Origin of the sequence: Hydrogenophaga sp. UC242_53, assembly GCF_042696965.1 — a bacterium.
In the GTDB taxonomy this organism is placed as follows: domain Bacteria; phylum Pseudomonadota; class Gammaproteobacteria; order Burkholderiales; family Burkholderiaceae_C; genus Hydrogenophaga.
On sequence record NZ_CP170552.1, the window covers coordinates 2,381,662 to 2,395,488 of the forward strand.

12 protein-coding genes, 1 tRNA gene and 2 pseudogenes are annotated in these 13,827 nt (G+C 65.3%); 10 read left to right on the forward strand and 5 right to left on the reverse strand.

Translation table 11 applies throughout. The features are described 5' to 3' along the window. Window positions 1–5: 5 nt before the first annotated feature. The 6 genes and pseudogenes from ACFJI0_RS11925 to ACFJI0_RS11950 all read left to right on the forward strand — a co-directional run bounded on the left by ACFJI0_RS11925 (window position 6) and on the right by ACFJI0_RS11950 (window position 5,060). Complete coding sequence (locus ACFJI0_RS11925; RefSeq protein WP_382325129.1) at window positions 6–398, forward strand: DUF934 domain-containing protein; 393 nt, start codon at window positions 6–8, stop codon at window positions 396–398. Between the two features lie 19 nt (window positions 399–417). Further along, window positions 418–1,167, forward strand: a complete 750-nt coding sequence (locus ACFJI0_RS11930; RefSeq protein ID WP_382325130.1) for a phosphoadenylyl-sulfate reductase — start codon at window positions 418–420, stop codon at window positions 1,165–1,167. Continuing rightward, window positions 1,164–2,123, forward strand: a complete 960-nt coding sequence (cysD, locus tag ACFJI0_RS11935; protein ID WP_382325132.1) for a sulfate adenylyltransferase subunit CysD — start codon at window positions 1,164–1,166, stop codon at window positions 2,121–2,123. Before ACFJI0_RS11930 ends, cysD begins: the two co-directional genes overlap by 4 nt. 112 nt (window positions 2,124–2,235) lie before the next feature. Next, window positions 2,236–3,547 (forward strand): annotated as a pseudogene (locus ACFJI0_RS11940) (sulfate adenylyltransferase subunit 1). A 102-nt stretch (window positions 3,548–3,649) separates the two neighbouring features. Further along, a complete protein-coding gene (gene fdxA, locus ACFJI0_RS11945) occupies window positions 3,650–3,979 on the forward strand; it encodes a ferredoxin FdxA (RefSeq protein ID WP_382157485.1) in 330 nt (109 codons plus the stop codon). A 7-nt stretch (window positions 3,980–3,986) separates the two neighbouring features. Further along, window positions 3,987–5,060 (forward strand): NAD(P)/FAD-dependent oxidoreductase, encoded by a 1,074-nt coding sequence (locus ACFJI0_RS11950; RefSeq protein WP_382325134.1) that lies wholly within the window; start codon window positions 3,987–3,989, stop codon window positions 5,058–5,060. Window positions 5,061–5,139: 79 nt separating this feature from the next. On the opposite strand, the gene ACFJI0_RS11955 is transcribed toward ACFJI0_RS11950, so the two are convergent. Continuing rightward, window positions 5,140–5,215: transfer RNA gene (locus tag ACFJI0_RS11955), tRNA-Asn, on the reverse strand. 38 nt (window positions 5,216–5,253) lie between these two features. On the opposite strand from ACFJI0_RS11955, the gene ACFJI0_RS11960 reads away from it, so the two are divergent. From ACFJI0_RS11960 to ACFJI0_RS11975, 4 genes are all read left to right on the forward strand, one after another. After that, window positions 5,254–5,610, forward strand: a complete 357-nt coding sequence (locus tag ACFJI0_RS11960) for a VanZ family protein (protein WP_382325136.1) — start codon at window positions 5,254–5,256, stop codon at window positions 5,608–5,610. Window positions 5,611–5,640: 30 nt separating this feature from the next. Beyond that, complete coding sequence (gene aat / locus ACFJI0_RS11965; RefSeq protein WP_382325138.1) at window positions 5,641–6,411, forward strand: leucyl/phenylalanyl-tRNA--protein transferase; 771 nt, start codon at window positions 5,641–5,643, stop codon at window positions 6,409–6,411. Further along, complete coding sequence (locus ACFJI0_RS11970) at window positions 6,408–7,145, forward strand: arginyltransferase (protein ID WP_382157477.1); 738 nt, start codon at window positions 6,408–6,410, stop codon at window positions 7,143–7,145. The genes aat and ACFJI0_RS11970 overlap by 4 nt, the downstream gene beginning before the upstream one ends. Window positions 7,146–7,248: 103 nt before the next feature. Next, complete coding sequence (locus ACFJI0_RS11975; RefSeq protein WP_382157475.1) at window positions 7,249–8,049, forward strand: IclR family transcriptional regulator; 801 nt, start codon at window positions 7,249–7,251, stop codon at window positions 8,047–8,049. A 61-nt stretch (window positions 8,050–8,110) separates the two neighbouring features. Here the strand turns inward: ACFJI0_RS11975 and ACFJI0_RS11980 are convergent, their stop codons facing one another. From ACFJI0_RS11980 to pssA, 4 genes and pseudogenes are all read right to left on the reverse strand, one after another. After that, window positions 8,111–9,271, reverse strand: a complete 1,161-nt coding sequence (locus ACFJI0_RS11980) for a serine hydrolase (protein ID WP_382157473.1) — start codon at window positions 9,269–9,271, stop codon at window positions 8,111–8,113. A gap of 178 nt (window positions 9,272–9,449) precedes the next feature. Then, on the reverse strand, window positions 9,450–10,991 hold the full coding sequence (locus ACFJI0_RS11985; protein ID WP_382157471.1) for a 2-isopropylmalate synthase: 1,542 nt from the start codon (window positions 10,989–10,991) through the stop codon (window positions 9,450–9,452). Window positions 10,992–11,035: 44 nt separating this feature from the next. Then, complete coding sequence (gene leuA / locus ACFJI0_RS11990) at window positions 11,036–12,724, reverse strand: 2-isopropylmalate synthase (RefSeq protein WP_382325139.1); 1,689 nt, start codon at window positions 12,722–12,724, stop codon at window positions 11,036–11,038. Window positions 12,725–12,897: 173 nt separating this feature from the next. Continuing rightward, window positions 12,898–13,711: pseudogene (pssA, locus tag ACFJI0_RS11995) on the reverse strand (CDP-diacylglycerol--serine O-phosphatidyltransferase). Window positions 13,712–13,827: the final 116 nt, after the last annotated feature.

Sequence of the window (13,827 nt, forward strand, 5' to 3'; positions counted from 1 at the left end):
ACCGCATGAGCCAGAACCTTCAACTCTTCAGCGCCGACACCTTCGCTGCCACCGAAGCCGAGGCACAACGCCTCTCGATCGCCAACGACGCCGATCCCCGCGAGGCCGACCTGAGCGGCATTGGCGTGGTGGAACTGCACTTCCCCAAGTTCAGCGACGGCCGAGCCTTCAGCCAGGCCTTCCTGCTGCGCCGCCGCCTGGGCTTCACGGGCCAGATCCGCGCCACGGGCGACGTACTGATCGACCAGCTGGTGCAGATGCAGCGCAGCGGCTTCAGCCAGGCCGTGCTGCGCGCCGACCAGAACCTCGCCCATGGTGAAGCGCTGTTGAAGCACTACCCCGCCTTCTACCAGGGCGATGCGGTGCACACCGCGCCGCATTTCGCCGCCACCGCCTGAGCGTCTCACAGCCACCGCCATGACCGCCATCGCTCTCTACAACCGCCCCTCGCCCGACTTCGCCGCCAAGGTCGAGCGCAGCATCGCACTGCTGCGCGAGACGGCCGCCAACCACCCCAGGCTCACGCAAGCCTCCAGCCTGGGCGCGGAAGACATGGTGGTCACGCACCTGATGCACCTGGCCGGCATCGAGGCCAGCGTCTTCGTGTTGGAGACCGGCAAGCTGCACGCCGAGACGCTCGCGCTGATCCCGAAGATCGAGCAGCGTTACGGCATCAGCGTGCAGGTGTTCCGGCCCAGGCAGGAATCGGTCATCCACTTCGTGCGCAAGAACGGCGAAGAGGCGATGTACCAGAGCATCGAACTGCGCAAGGCCTGCTGCGACATCCGCAAGATGGAGCCTCTGGCGCGCGCCCTGGCCGGCCAGGACGGCTGGATCACCGGCCTGCGCCGCGAACAATCCAACGCGCGCGCCGAAGTGGGCGAGATCGTGCAGGAGCCCGAGCGCATCAAGGTCAGCCCCATCGTCGAATGGACCTGGGGCGATGTCTGGCACTTCATTGCCGAACACCAGCTCGACTACAACGCGCTGCACGACCAGTTCTTCCCCAGCATCGGCTGCGCGCCCTGCACGCGCGCCATCAGCGTCGGCGAGGACTTCCGCGCCGGCCGCTGGTGGTGGGAGCAGGAAAGCGCCAAGGAATGCGGCCTGCATGTGCAGCCCGCCGCCGAACCCCTCGTATCGCCTCTCGAACGGACCCACGCATGAACGCCCGCACCGAAACCGCCGTGATCCAGACCGCGCTGCAACACGCCAGCGATCACCACCTGAGCAACGCCCACCTGGATGCCCTGGAAGAGGAAACCATCTTCATCCTGCGCGAGGTGGCTGCCGCCTTCGAGCGCCCCGCGCTGCTGTTCTCGGGTGGCAAGGACTCGCTGGTCATGCTCAAGTGCGCCGAGAAGGCCTTCGGCGCCGGCCGCATCCCCTACCCGCTGCTGATGATCGACACCGGCCACAACTTCCCAGAAGTGACCGATTTCCGCGACCTGCGCGCCAAGGAACTCGGCGCCGAACTGATCGTGCGCAGCGTCGAGGACTCGATGGCGCGTGGCACCGTGCGCCTGGCCCATCCAGGCGAGAGCCGCAACGTGCACCAGTCGGTCACGCTGCTGGAAGCCATCGAGGAATTCCGCTTCGATGCGCTGATCGGCGGCGCACGGCGCGACGAGGAGAAGGCCCGCGCCAAGGAGCGCATCTTCAGCCACCGCGACAGCTTCGGCCAGTGGCAACCCAAGGCGCAACGCCCCGAACTCTGGACGCTGTTCAACACCCGGATCCAGCCCGGCGAGCACTTCCGCGTGTTCCCCATCAGCAACTGGACCGAGCTGGACGTGTGGCAGTACATCGCGCGCGAAAACATCGCCCTGCCCTCGATCTACTACACGCACCAGCGCGAAGTGGTGGACCGCCGCGGCCTGCTCGTGCCGGTGACCGAACTCACGCCGCCGCGCGACGGCGAAACCGTGGAAGTGCGCGACGTGCGCTTCCGCACCGTGGGCGACATCACCTGCACCTGCCCGGTGGAGAGCCTGGCCGCCACGGCCGACGACATCGTGATCGAGACGCTGGCCGCCGAGGTCAGCGAACGCGGCGCCACGCGCATGGACGACAAGACGTCCGACGCCTCGATGGAGAAGCGCAAGAAAGACGGGTACTTTTGACGCCCCCGCGCCGCGCCCGTGGCGCGTCACCCCCACTGGGGGCGGTGTCTGCGGGCCGGCGAAGCCGGACCCGCGACACCCTTGAACAGATATCTCTCGCAGAAAGATCGCCATGACCACCGCTGAACTCGCTCCCATTGCCCAAGACACCCGCTCCGCCCTGCGCCTCATCACCTGCGGCAGCGTGGACGATGGCAAGAGCACGCTGATCGGCCGCCTGCTGGTCGACAGCAAGGCCGTGCTGCAGGACCACCTGGCCGGCGTGCAGCGCCACGGCCAGACCGACCTCGCCCTGCTGACCGACGGCCTGTCGGCCGAGCGCGAACAAGGCATCACCATCGACGTGGCCTACCGCTACTTCAGCACCGAAGCGCGCAAGTTCATCATCGGCGACGCCCCGGGCCATGAGCAGTACACGCGCAACATGGTCACGGCGGCCTCCAGCGCCGACGCGGCCGTGGTGCTGGTGGACGCCACCAAGCTGAACTGGGCCGACGCCGCGCTGCAACTGCTCCCGCAGACCCGCCGCCACAGCCTGCTGCTCAAGCTGCTGCGCGTGCCCTCGGTGGTGTTCGCCATCAACAAGCTCGACGCCGTCGAGGACAGCCGCACGGCCTTCGCCCACATCGCCGCGGCGCTGCGGCAGTTCGCCGCGCAGGCCGGCATCCCGGTCACGGCCACCGTGCCGGTGTCGGCTCTCAAGGGCTGGAACGTGGTGGACGCCAGCGAGCAGGCCGGCTGGTGCGGCTACAGCGGCCCGACGCTGCTGGAGATCCTCGAAGGCCTGCCCGTCACGCCGGCCGACAACACGCTGCCCTTCGCCTTCGCCGTGCAATGGGTGGAGAAATTCAGCAGCTCGTCCGACACCTCGCAAGGCCGCCGCGTCTTCTGGGGCCGTGCTGCGACGGGTGGCGTGCAGCCGGGTCAGGCGGTGCGCATCATGCCCAACGGTCAGACCGCCGTGGTCGCGCAGGTGCTCAACCACGTGCGCCAGCCCCAGGCCGTGCTGGCCGGCCACAGCGCCGGCATCGTGCTCGACCGCGAGGTCGATGTCTCGCGCGGCGACTGGCTGCTGGCCGTCGAGGATGGTGAAGCGCAGGACACCCTGACCGGCAGCCGCGAGATCCGCGCCACCGTGGCCTGGCTCGACGACGAGACCCTGGTGCCCGGCCGCGTGTACTGGGCGCTGCATGCGCCACCGCTGGGTCAAGGCCAAGATCAAGCGCATCGTGCACCGCCTGGACATCCACACACTGGCCGAGGAAGAGGCCAGCCAGCTCGAGCCCAACGCCATCGGCCACATCGAGCTGGCGCTGCAGGAACCGCTGGCCACCCTGCCCTTCGAGCGCTCGCGCACCCTCGGGTCCCTGGTGCTGGTGGACACCGCCAGCCACCGCACCTCGGGCGCCTTGCTGGTGCTCTGAAAGACCCTCCGTCCTTAACGCGTACCCAGGCAAGGGGCTTGCGCCTGCCTGGGGTTCAGGGAAACCCTAAAATCCGGGGTTCTACCGATTCCCATCATCACCATGACCCACGTTGTCACCGAAGCCTGCATCCGCTGCAAATACACCGATTGTGTGGACGTCTGTCCCGTGGACTGTTTCCGCGAAGGCCCGAACTTCCTGACGATCGACCCGGATGAATGCATCGACTGCGCGGTGTGCATTCCCGAATGCCCGGTGAGCGCGATCTACGCCGAGGAAGACCTGCCCAAGGACCAGCAGCACATGACCGAGCTCAACGCCGAGCTCGCCCGCCTGCCGGGCTGGAAGAGCATCACCAAGCGCAAGGATCCCTTGCCCGACCACGACGAGTGGAAAGACCGCAGCGACAAGTTGTCGGAGCTGATTCGCTGAACCTGGCATGACCTTCGCCAACACGCCCGACGGCCCCATCGAAACCGATGCCGTCATCGTGGGCGCGGGCCCGGTCGGCCTCTTTCAGGTTTTTGAACTGGGCCTGCTGGAGATCAAGGCGCACGTGATCGACTCACTCGCCTACCCCGGCGGTCAGCCGGTCGAGCTGTACCCGGACAAGCCCATCTACGACATCCCCGCCATCCCGGTGTGCACCGGGCAGGAGCTCGTGGATCGCCTGCTCTCGCAGATCAAGCCTTTCGGTGCCAGCTTCCACCTTGGCCAGGAAGTCACCAGCGTGCAACAGCAGGCGGATGGCCGCTTCTTCGTCGCCACCTCCAAGGGCGCGCGGTTCCTCACCAAGACCTTGTTCATCGCCGCTGGCGTGGGCGCTTTCCAGCCGCGCAAGCTCAATGTCGAGGGGCTGGACCGATTCGAGGACACCCAGCTGTTCTACCGGGTCAGGAGCCCGGCCGATTTCGCGGGCAGGCACCTGGTCATCATTGGTGGAGGTGATTCGGCGCTCGACTGGGCCCTGACCTTCGCGGCCGAGGGCCCGCACCGGGCCGCCAGCGTGATCCTCATCCACCGCCGCGACGGCTTTCAAGCCGCGCCCGCGAACGTGGCAAAGATGCGCGAACTCTGCGAACGCCACGAGATGCAGTTCATCGTCGGCCAGACCACCGGCTTCGAGGAAAGCGATGGCCGCCTCACAGGCCTGAAAGTCACCGGCCCCGACGCCGTGACCCGAGTCGTGCCTCTGGACGCCTTGCTGGTGTTCTTCGGTCTCTCGCCCAAGCTCGGCCCGATCGCAGACTGGGGCCTGGACATCGAACGCAAGCAGCTGGTGGTCGACACCGAAAAGTTCTCCACCAGCGTGCCAGGCATCTTCGCGGTGGGTGACATCAACACCTACCCGGGCAAGAAGAAGCTCATCCTCTCCGGTTTCCATGAGTGCGCCTTGGCCGCCTTCGGCGCCGCGCCCTTCATCTTTCCCGACAAGAAGGTGACGCTGCAATACACCACCAGCAGCACCAAGCTGCACAAGGTGTTGGGCGTGGACTCGCCGGTGCTGGATTGAGCCAGGCCGTGTTGTGCGCAGTGACAAGACGCAGAAAAGACAAAGGCCTTCCGAAGAAGGCCTTTGTCTTTTGTCTGTCTGGCTCCCCGACCTGGACTCGAACCAGGGACCTGCGGATTAACAGTCCGTCGCTCTACCGACTGAGCTATCAGGGAACAGCCTCGAATTATAGCGTCGTTTTTCGCGTTTTTCCATGACCCGCTTCATCTTCATCATCAAACCGCTTTTCTGGCTCAGTGTCGCGGTGCTCACCGTCGCCTCGCTCGTGCCCGTGGTCCTGCTTCCACCCCAGAGCCTCGACATATGGGACAAGGCCCAGCACGCGTTCGGATTCGCCTGGCTGGCGTTCCTGGGCCTGCTCGCCTATCCACGTCGGCCCAACGCGGTGGCTGCGTCTCTGCTGGCCTATGGCGGCGCCATCGAACTGGCCCAGGCGGCCACGGGGTGGCGCTACGGCGAATGGTCGGATCTCGCGGCCGATGGCGTGGGCATCCTGCTGGGCGCCCTGGCCTGGTGGCTTCTTCGTCGGATCGCCCGCCCCGCCGCTTGAAACCGCGGGGCCGCCGCGCACAATAGTGGCATGTCACACACCCCGCCCAACCGAGCATTGCCGTGGCTCGAGCCCGGCCAAGCGTTTCCGTCCGTGGAAACGGCCTGGAGTGCCACGGACCCCGCGCCCGGTCTGCTCGCCGCAGGCGGGGTGCTGGATGTGCCGACACTGGTCGCCGCGTACTCCCGTGGCATCTTCCCCTGGTACAGCGCGGGCCAACCCATCCTGTGGTGGAGCACCGACCCTCGCATGGTGCTGGAGACCCGCCAGTTCCGCCTGCACCGCTCGCTGCGCAAGACACTCACCCGGCTGCTGCGCGAGCAGCGGCTGGAAGTGCGCTTCGACCACGACTTCGAACGTGTCATCCGCGCCTGCGCGCACACGCCGCGCGACGGCCAGACTGGCACCTGGATCCTGCCCGCCATGGTGGAAGCTTACGTCCGACTCCATCACGCAGGCCTCGCACACAGTGTGGAGGCCTGGTTCGACGGCGAGCTGGCCGGTGGGCTGTATTGCGTCAATCTCGGCGCCATGGTGTACGGCGAGTCGATGTTCAGCCGCCGCAGCGATGCCTCCAAGATCGCCCTGGCGGCGCTGATCGCCTTCTGCCGCGCCCACGCCATGCCCCTGATCGACTGCCAGCAGAACACCACGCACCTGGCATCGCTGGGCGGCCAGCTCATGGCCCGCGACGAGTTCTGCCGACACGTTCGAATGGCCCTGCCCCACCCTGCCCCACGCTGGGAATTCGAGCCCGTATACTGGCAGCACATCCTCTCTGACGACGGTCCTCGCGCGTGACCCACCTCAAAGAACTCCCGCTTCAGGCGCTGCAGTTTTACGCCACGGCACCTTACCCGTGCAGCTACCTGCCGGACCGTCAGGCGCGCTCGCAAGTCGCCACCCCCAGCCACCTCATCCACAACGATGCTTACTCGGATCTGGTCACGCACGGCTTCCGCCGCAGTGGCATGTTCACCTACCGCCCGTATTGCGATGGCTGCCAGGCCTGCGTGCCGCTGCGCGTGCCGGTCGCTTCGTTCACACCCAACCGGAGCCAGCGGCGATCGGCGAAGCAGCACGGCATGCTGCAGACGCGCGTGCTCAAGCTCTGCTTCATCCCCGAGCACTACCAGCTCTACCTGCGCTACCAGAACAGCCGCCACGCCGGCGGCGGCATGGACCACGACAGCATCGACCAATACACGCAGTTCCTTCTGCAGAGCCGGGTCAATTCGCGGCTGGTGGAGTTCCATCAGCCCGGCACCGACGGTGGCCCTTCCCGGCTCAAGATGGTCTCGATCGTCGACGTGCTGAACGATGGCCTCTCGGCGGTCTACACCTTCTACGAACCCGATGAAAAGGCCAGCTACGGCACGTACAGCGTGCTCTGGCAGATCGATCAGGCCCGCGCGCTGGAGTTGCCCCATGTGTACCTGGGCTACTGGATCGGGCAGAGCAGCAAGATGAACTACAAGGCGGGCTTCCAGCCGCACGAGTTGCTGCTCGAGGGCCGCTGGATCACGGCGCCCTGAGGCGTGGCCTGACCGAGGGCGGCGTTCGCTGCCAGCGTGTTCCGGCACCGGTTGGAGGAAGTGGATTTCATCTTGTAAAATCAAGAACAACCTCTGACCTCTCATGACCAAACGCTCCGAGACCCTTCCCAGCACGCCCACTGTCCAGGTGATCGAACGCATGTTCAACCTGCTGGAAGTGCTAGCATCGCGCGAGGAACCGGTGTCGCTGAAGGAAATCAGCGAGAAGACCGGCCTGCATCCCTCGACCGCGCACCGCATCCTCAACGACCTGACCATCGGCCGGTTTGTCGATCGGCCCGAGGCAGGCAGCTACCGGCTCGGCATGCGGTTGCTGGAACTGGGCAACTTGGTCAAGGCACGGCTGAGCGTGCGGGATGCCGCCCTGCTGCCCATGCGCGAGCTGCACAAGATGATCCAGCAGCCAGTCAACCTGAGCGTGCGCCAGGGCGACGAAATCGTCTATGTGGAGCGGGCGTACAGCGAACGCTCCGGCATGCAAGTGGTGCGCGCCATTGGTGGCCGCGCGCCCCTGCACCTCACCTCGGTGGGCAAGCTCTTCCTGGCCGATGACGAGCCGCAACGGGTGCGCGCCTACGCCACCCGCACCGGGCTGGCCGGCAACACGCGCAACAGCCTGACCCAGCTCGCCACCCTGGAACGCGAACTGGCGCAGTGCCGTCAAGCCGGCCTCGCACGGGACAACGAGGAATTGGAGCTGGGCGTGAGGTGCATGGCCGCCGGCATCTACGACGACCAGAGCAAGCTGGTGGCTGGGCTGTCGATCTCCGCCCCCGCGGACCGCATCGACGAGAGCTGGGTGCCCAAGCTGCGCTCCACCGCTGCCGAGATTTCATCCGCGCTGGGCTGCCCCAAGGTGCCGATGCCGGCATCCGCCCGCTGAGCGCGTCACCCCCATGAAAAACGGCCCTGACGGGCCGTTTTTCATGGGGGCTGGGAAAGGGTCAGCCTTGAGGGCGAGGCATCACGCGCGCATCGGTCTGCACTTCGACCCAGCGCCGCACGCGTTCGGCGTCCTGCATGCGCCCCACTTTGCCCGTGGCGTCCAGAAACACCATGATCAACTGGCGGCCCGCCACCTTGGCCTGCATGACGAGGCAACGGCCGGCTTCGGAGATGTAGCCCGTCTTCTGAAGGCCGATGTCCCACGACGGGTTCTTGATCAGGCCATTCGAGTTGTTGTAGTGCAGCGTGCGACGACCGAGGTCGACCTCGTAACTGGGCGACGTGGACAAATCGCGCAGGATGGGGCGCTGGTAGGCCACGGACACCAGGGTCGCGAGATCGCGCGCGCTCGACTGGTTGGAGCTGGACAGGCCGGTGGGCTCGACGTAACGGGTGTCCGCCATGCCCAGTTCCAGCGCCTTCTTGTTCATCAGGCGCACGAACTCGGCAAGACCGCCCGGGTAGGTGCGACCGAGTGCATGGGCGGCCCGGTTTTCGCTGGACATCAGCGCCAGGTGCATCAGCTCGCCACGGCTGAGCGTGGTGCCCACGGCCAGGCGCGAACTGCTGCCCTTGTAGGTGTCCACGTCGTCCTGCGTGATGGTGATCATTTCCTGCATGTTCAGGTGGGCGTCTGCCACCACCAGGCCGGTCATGAGCTTGGTCAGCGAGGCGATCGGCAGCACGGCCGCGTCGTTCTTGCTGAACAGCACTTCGTTGGTTTCCTGATCGATCACCAGGGCCACGCTGGAATTGAGTTCGAGCGGATCGTCCATCGAACGCAGGCCCAGGCGCGAGCCTTCGGAAAGACGGGGCGCCACGGCCGCGCGCATCACCGCCTGGGTGGCTGCGGGTTTGCGTTGAACGGCCACCTTGTGCAGCGAGGTCGTCTTGCCCGCCGCCATCTGAACCTTCACACGGCCCTGGGGCTTGCTGGCCACGCGAACGGTCTTGCGTGCCGGGGCCTGCGCCACCTTGGGTTGGGCCTTCTTGGAGGTCGCGACCGTGCGCTTGGGAGTGGCCTTGGCCGTCACCGTCTTCTTGGCGGTTTTCGCGTTGCTGGCGGCCTGGGCTTGCAAGGGCGCGAAGGAAAGCGCTACCCAACCGGCAACAGCCGCAACCAGCAAAATTTTGCGAAAACGATCGACGCCGATGACCATGACTCCACTCCAGCAACAGGAACTGCGCAGGGGTGAAGTATAGGCATTCGGAAAAAAACTAGCAATATCAAAAGCTTGGGAAACTGTCTTCAGTGATCGGTAGAACAAGTGCTACTTTTGGTGTCTTTTCTGCGTCTCACGAAACACAATTCATCAAGCCTTTGATTTCATTGGGGTTTTATCCCTGCGCGGCGACCCGGTCCGATTTGCTGTGCAGTTTGTTCAAGGCACTCAGGTACGCCTTGGCCGAGGCCACGACGATGTCTGGGTCGGCACCCACGCCGTTGACGACGCGGCCACCGTGTTGAAGGCGCACCGTCACCTCACCCTGGCTCTCGGTGGAACCGCTGGTGATGGCGTTGACCGAATACAGCAGCAACTCGGCGCCGCTCTTCACGTGGTTCTCGATCGCTTTCAGGGACGCGTCCACGGGGCCGTTGCCGTCGCTCTCGCCCTGAATTTCCTTGCCGTCCACGGTGAACACCACGCTGGCGTGCGGGCGCTCGCCGGTCTCGCTGCGCTGCTTCAGCGAGACCAGGCCGTACTGCTCCTTCTCGGCGGTCACGCTTTCGTCGCTGCACAGGGCCAGGATGTCCTCGTCGAAGATCTCGCTCTTGCGGTCGGCCAGTTCCTTGAACGCCGCAAACGCGGTGTTGATCTCGCTCTCGGACTCCATCTCGATGCCCAGATCCTGCAAGCGCTGCTTGAACGCATTGCGGCCGCTGAGCTTGCCCAGCACGATCTTGTTGGCACTCCAGCCCACGTCCTCCGCGCGCATGATTTCATAGGTGTCGCGCGCCTTGAGAACGCCGTCCTGGTGAATCCCGCTGGCATGGGCAAACGCGTTGGCACCCACCACCGCCTTGTTGGGCTGCACCACGAACCCGGTGGTCTGGCTCACCATGCGGCTGGCCGGCACGATCTGCGTGGCGTCCACGCCCACGTCCAGGCCGAAGTAGTCGCGCCGTGTGCGCACCGCCATCACGATCTCTTCCAGCGAGCAGTTGCCCGCGCGCTCGCCCAGGCCGTTGATGGTGCACTCCACCTGGCGCGCGCCACCGATCTTCACGCCGGCCAGCGAGTTCGCCACGGCCATGCCGAGGTCGTTGTGGCAATGCACTGACCAGATGGCCTTGTCGGAGTTGGGCACGCGCTCGCGCAGCGTGCGGATGAAATCGCCGTAGAGCTCCGGGATCGCGTAGCCCACCGTGTCCGGGATGTTCAGCGTCGTCGCGCCTTCCTTGATCACGGCCTCCAGCACGCGGCAGAGGAAATCAACGTCGCTGCGGTAGCCGTCTTCCGGGCTGAACTCGATGTCGTCCACCAGGTTGCGGGCGAAGCGCACCGATTGCACTGCCTGCTCCAGCACCTGCTCGGGCGTCATGCGCAGCTTCTTCTCCATGTGCAGGGCACTGGTTGCGATGAAGGTGTGGATGCGCGCGCGCTGAGCGCCCTTGAGGGCTTCCGCAGCCCGCGCGATGTCCCGGTCGTTGGCCCGCGCCAGCGAGCACACCGTGGACTCCTTGATGGTGTTGGCGATGGCCTGCACGCAGTCGAAGTCCCCGTTCGAGCTGGCCGCAAAGCCGGCCTCGATCACATCCACCTTCAGGCGCTCCAGCTGGCGCGCAATGCGCAGCTTCTCGTCCTTGGTCATGGACGCACCGGGCGATTGCTCACCGTCGCGCAGGGTGGTGTCGAAAATGATCAGTTTGTCGCTCATGGGGAAACTCCATTCAAAGTTGTTTTTATCCACCCAGGTCGGGATCAGACCGCCTGGGCTTCGGATTCGCTGGTGTGGGGCCTCGTCACCCGGTGCAGGCCGGACAGGATGGCCTTGAAGGACGCAGAGACAATGTTGGCGTCGATGCCCACCCCGAACACCGTGCGCGTCTCGTCGATGCGCATCTCCACATAGGCCACTGCGCGCGCCTGCGCGCCCGAGCCGATGGCGTGCTCGTGGTAGTCAAGCACCCGCACCTGGCGGTCGATCGCTGCGTTGAGGCCGTTGACGAAGGCGTCGATGGGGCCGTTGCCCTGCCCGTCCACCACCACCGGCTCACCGCCGATCTCCACCTGGGCCGCCACGCGCACGCTCTGGCCCGAGATGTCCTCCATCACGGGCTGCAGCGGCGCGCGGGCCTGGGACAGGCCGTACTCGCGCTCGAAGATGTCCCACAGGTCGGCGGCGGCCAGCTCCTTGCCGTTGGCATCCATGACCTCCTGCACCACCTGGCTGAACTCGATCTGCAAGCGGCGCGGCAATTCCAGGCCGTATTCGTTTTCCAGCAGGTAGGCGATGCCGCCTTTGCCTGACTGGCTGTTGACGCGGATCACAGCCTCATAGCTGCGCCCCAGATCCTTGGGGTCCACAGGCAGGTAGGGGATGTTCCAGGCGTCGTCTTCCCGGCGCGCGGCAAATGCCTTGCGGATCGCGTCCTGGTGAGAGCCGGAGAACGAGGTGTAGACCAGATCGCCTACGTAAGGATGGCGTGGGTGCACCGGCAACTGGTTGCAGTGCTCGACGGTGCGTCGGATCTCGTCGATGTCGGAGAAGTCCAGGCCGGGCGAGACACCTTGTGTGTAGAGGTTGAGCGCCACGTTGACCAGATCGAGGTTGCCAGTGCGCTCGCCGTTGCCGAACAGACAGCCTTCGATGCGATCGGCGCCCGCCATCAAGGCGAACTCACCCGCAGCCGTTCCGGTGCCGCGGTCGTTGTGCGGATGCACGGACAGCACGATCGCATCGCGCCGCGCGAGATGGCGGTGCATCCACTCGATCATGTCGGCAAAGATGTTGGGCGTGCTGTGCTCCACCGTGGACGGCAGGTTGATGATGCACTTGTGTTCGGCCGTCGGCTGCCAGACCTCGGTGACGGCATCCACCACGCGCTTGGAGAAGGCGAGCTCGGTGCCGGAGAACATTTCGGGCGAGTACTGGAAAGTCCACTGAGTGGCAGGCTGCAAGGCGGCGAGCTCGCTGAAAAGGCGGGCCTGTGAGGTGGCCAGTTCGACGATCTCGTCTTCGTTCATGCCAAGCACCACGCGCCGCATGACGGGGGCCACGGCGTTGTAGAGATGCACGATGGCGCGCGGCGCGCCCTGCAAGGCCTCGAAGGTGCGCCGGATCAGCGGTTCGCGCGCCTGGGTCAGCACCTGGATGGTGACGTCCTCGGGAATGAGGCGCTCGTCAATCAGGCGACGCAGGAAATCGAATTCGGTCTGCGAAGCCGATGGGAATCCGACCTCGATCTCCTTGAAGCCGATCTTCACCAGCAACTCGAACATGCGCAGCTTGCGCTCCACATCCATGGGCTCGATCAGGGCCTGGTTGCCGTCGCGCAGGTCGGTGCTCAGCCAGATGGGGGCCTGGGTGAGGACGGCGTCGGGCCAGGTGCGGTCCTTGAGACCGATCGGCTTGAAGGCAGGGTACTTGCTGGCAGGGTGTTTCAACATGGTGCTCTTTCGATGTTACTGAAACCCGCAGCCCCAAAACACAAACGGCCCGCTGCAGGTGCAAACGGGCCGTTTTGAATGGAATGCGCGTGCGCTACCAAGCCTGCCCGTGTCGGACATCCAGTAGTAGGGCGAAAGCGCGAAAAATCATGGCTCAAACTGTATCACAAAGCTCAATCGTCGTGCAGGCCGCGCTCGTCGGGCTCGTCGGTGGAGGTGCTGATCACGCTGGTCGGTCGGCCCTTGGCCTTGCGCCAGAAGTACACCGCATACCCGGACAGCCCGTACACGACGAAGAGCGCGAACAGCACGGTCGGTGGGTGGATGTTGATGACCGCGATGCCCAGGGCCACCAGCACGATGGCCGCGAACGGCACGCTCTTCTTCAGGCTCAGGTCCTTGAAGCTGTAGAAAGGCACGTTGGTCACCATGGTCAGGCCCGTGTAGAGCGTGATGACGAACATGGGCCAGGTCACGTCCTGCGCGGGAATCTCCAACTCGGTCATGAGCCAGATGAACCCCGCCACCAACGCGGCGGCTGCGGGAGACGGCAGGCCCTGGAAATAGCGCTTGTCGACCACGGCGGTGTTGACGTTGAAACGCGCCAGCCTCAAGGCCGCACACGCGCAGTACACGAAGGCCGCGATCCAGCCCCAGCGGCCGATGTCGCGCAAGGTCCATTCGTAGGCGATGAGCGCCGGGGCCGCACCAAAGGACACCATGTCGGACAGCGAGTCCATCTGCTCACCGAACGCGCTCTGCGTGTTCGTGAGGCGCGCGACGCGGCCATCCAGGCTGTCCAGCACCATCGCCACGAAGATGCCCACGGTCGGCCAGATCGTAGCGGCCGTTCATGGCGATGACGACCGAGTAGAAGCCGCCGAACAGGGCCGCAAGCGTGATCATGTTGGGCACCATGTAGATGCCCTTGGGGCGCCTGGGGCGTTCGTCGCTTGGCGTCATAGTGGTTTCGGTTCCGTCGTGCATTCGGGCCTCCGTGCGTCGCTGCGCCCAGAAACCCTCGGTTCCTGGAGCAGACCTCCTGCACAGAATGCCCCAGTGTAAAGCAGTGTGTCTGTAGGAAAAGACGACAAAGGCCACCG

Bases quoted from the DNA above. Each gene is read 5' to 3' on its own strand.
- ACFJI0_RS11925 (WP_382325129.1), top strand. From the start codon at position 6: ATGAGCCAGAACCTTCAACTCTTCAGCGCCGACACCTTCGCTGCCACC.
- ACFJI0_RS11930 (WP_382325130.1), top strand. From the start codon at position 418: ATGACCGCCATCGCTCTCTACAACCGCCCCTCGCCCGACTTCGCCGCC.
- cysD (WP_382325132.1), top strand. From the start codon at position 1,164: ATGAACGCCCGCACCGAAACCGCCGTGATCCAGACCGCGCTGCAACAC.
- fdxA (WP_382157485.1), top strand. From the start codon at position 3,650: ATGACCCACGTTGTCACCGAAGCCTGCATCCGCTGCAAATACACCGAT.
- ACFJI0_RS11950 (WP_382325134.1), top strand. From the start codon at position 3,987: ATGACCTTCGCCAACACGCCCGACGGCCCCATCGAAACCGATGCCGTC.
- ACFJI0_RS11960 (WP_382325136.1), top strand. From the start codon at position 5,254: ATGACCCGCTTCATCTTCATCATCAAACCGCTTTTCTGGCTCAGTGTC.
- aat (WP_382325138.1), top strand. From the start codon at position 5,641: ATGTCACACACCCCGCCCAACCGAGCATTGCCGTGGCTCGAGCCCGGC.
- ACFJI0_RS11975 (WP_382157475.1), top strand. From the start codon at position 7,249: ATGACCAAACGCTCCGAGACCCTTCCCAGCACGCCCACTGTCCAGGTG.
- ACFJI0_RS11980 (WP_382157473.1), bottom strand. From the start codon at position 9,271: ATGGTCATCGGCGTCGATCGTTTTCGCAAAATTTTGCTGGTTGCGGCT.
- ACFJI0_RS11985 (WP_382157471.1), bottom strand. From the start codon at position 10,991: ATGAGCGACAAACTGATCATTTTCGACACCACCCTGCGCGACGGTGAG.
- leuA (WP_382325139.1), bottom strand. From the start codon at position 12,724: ATGTTGAAACACCCTGCCAGCAAGTACCCTGCCTTCAAGCCGATCGGT.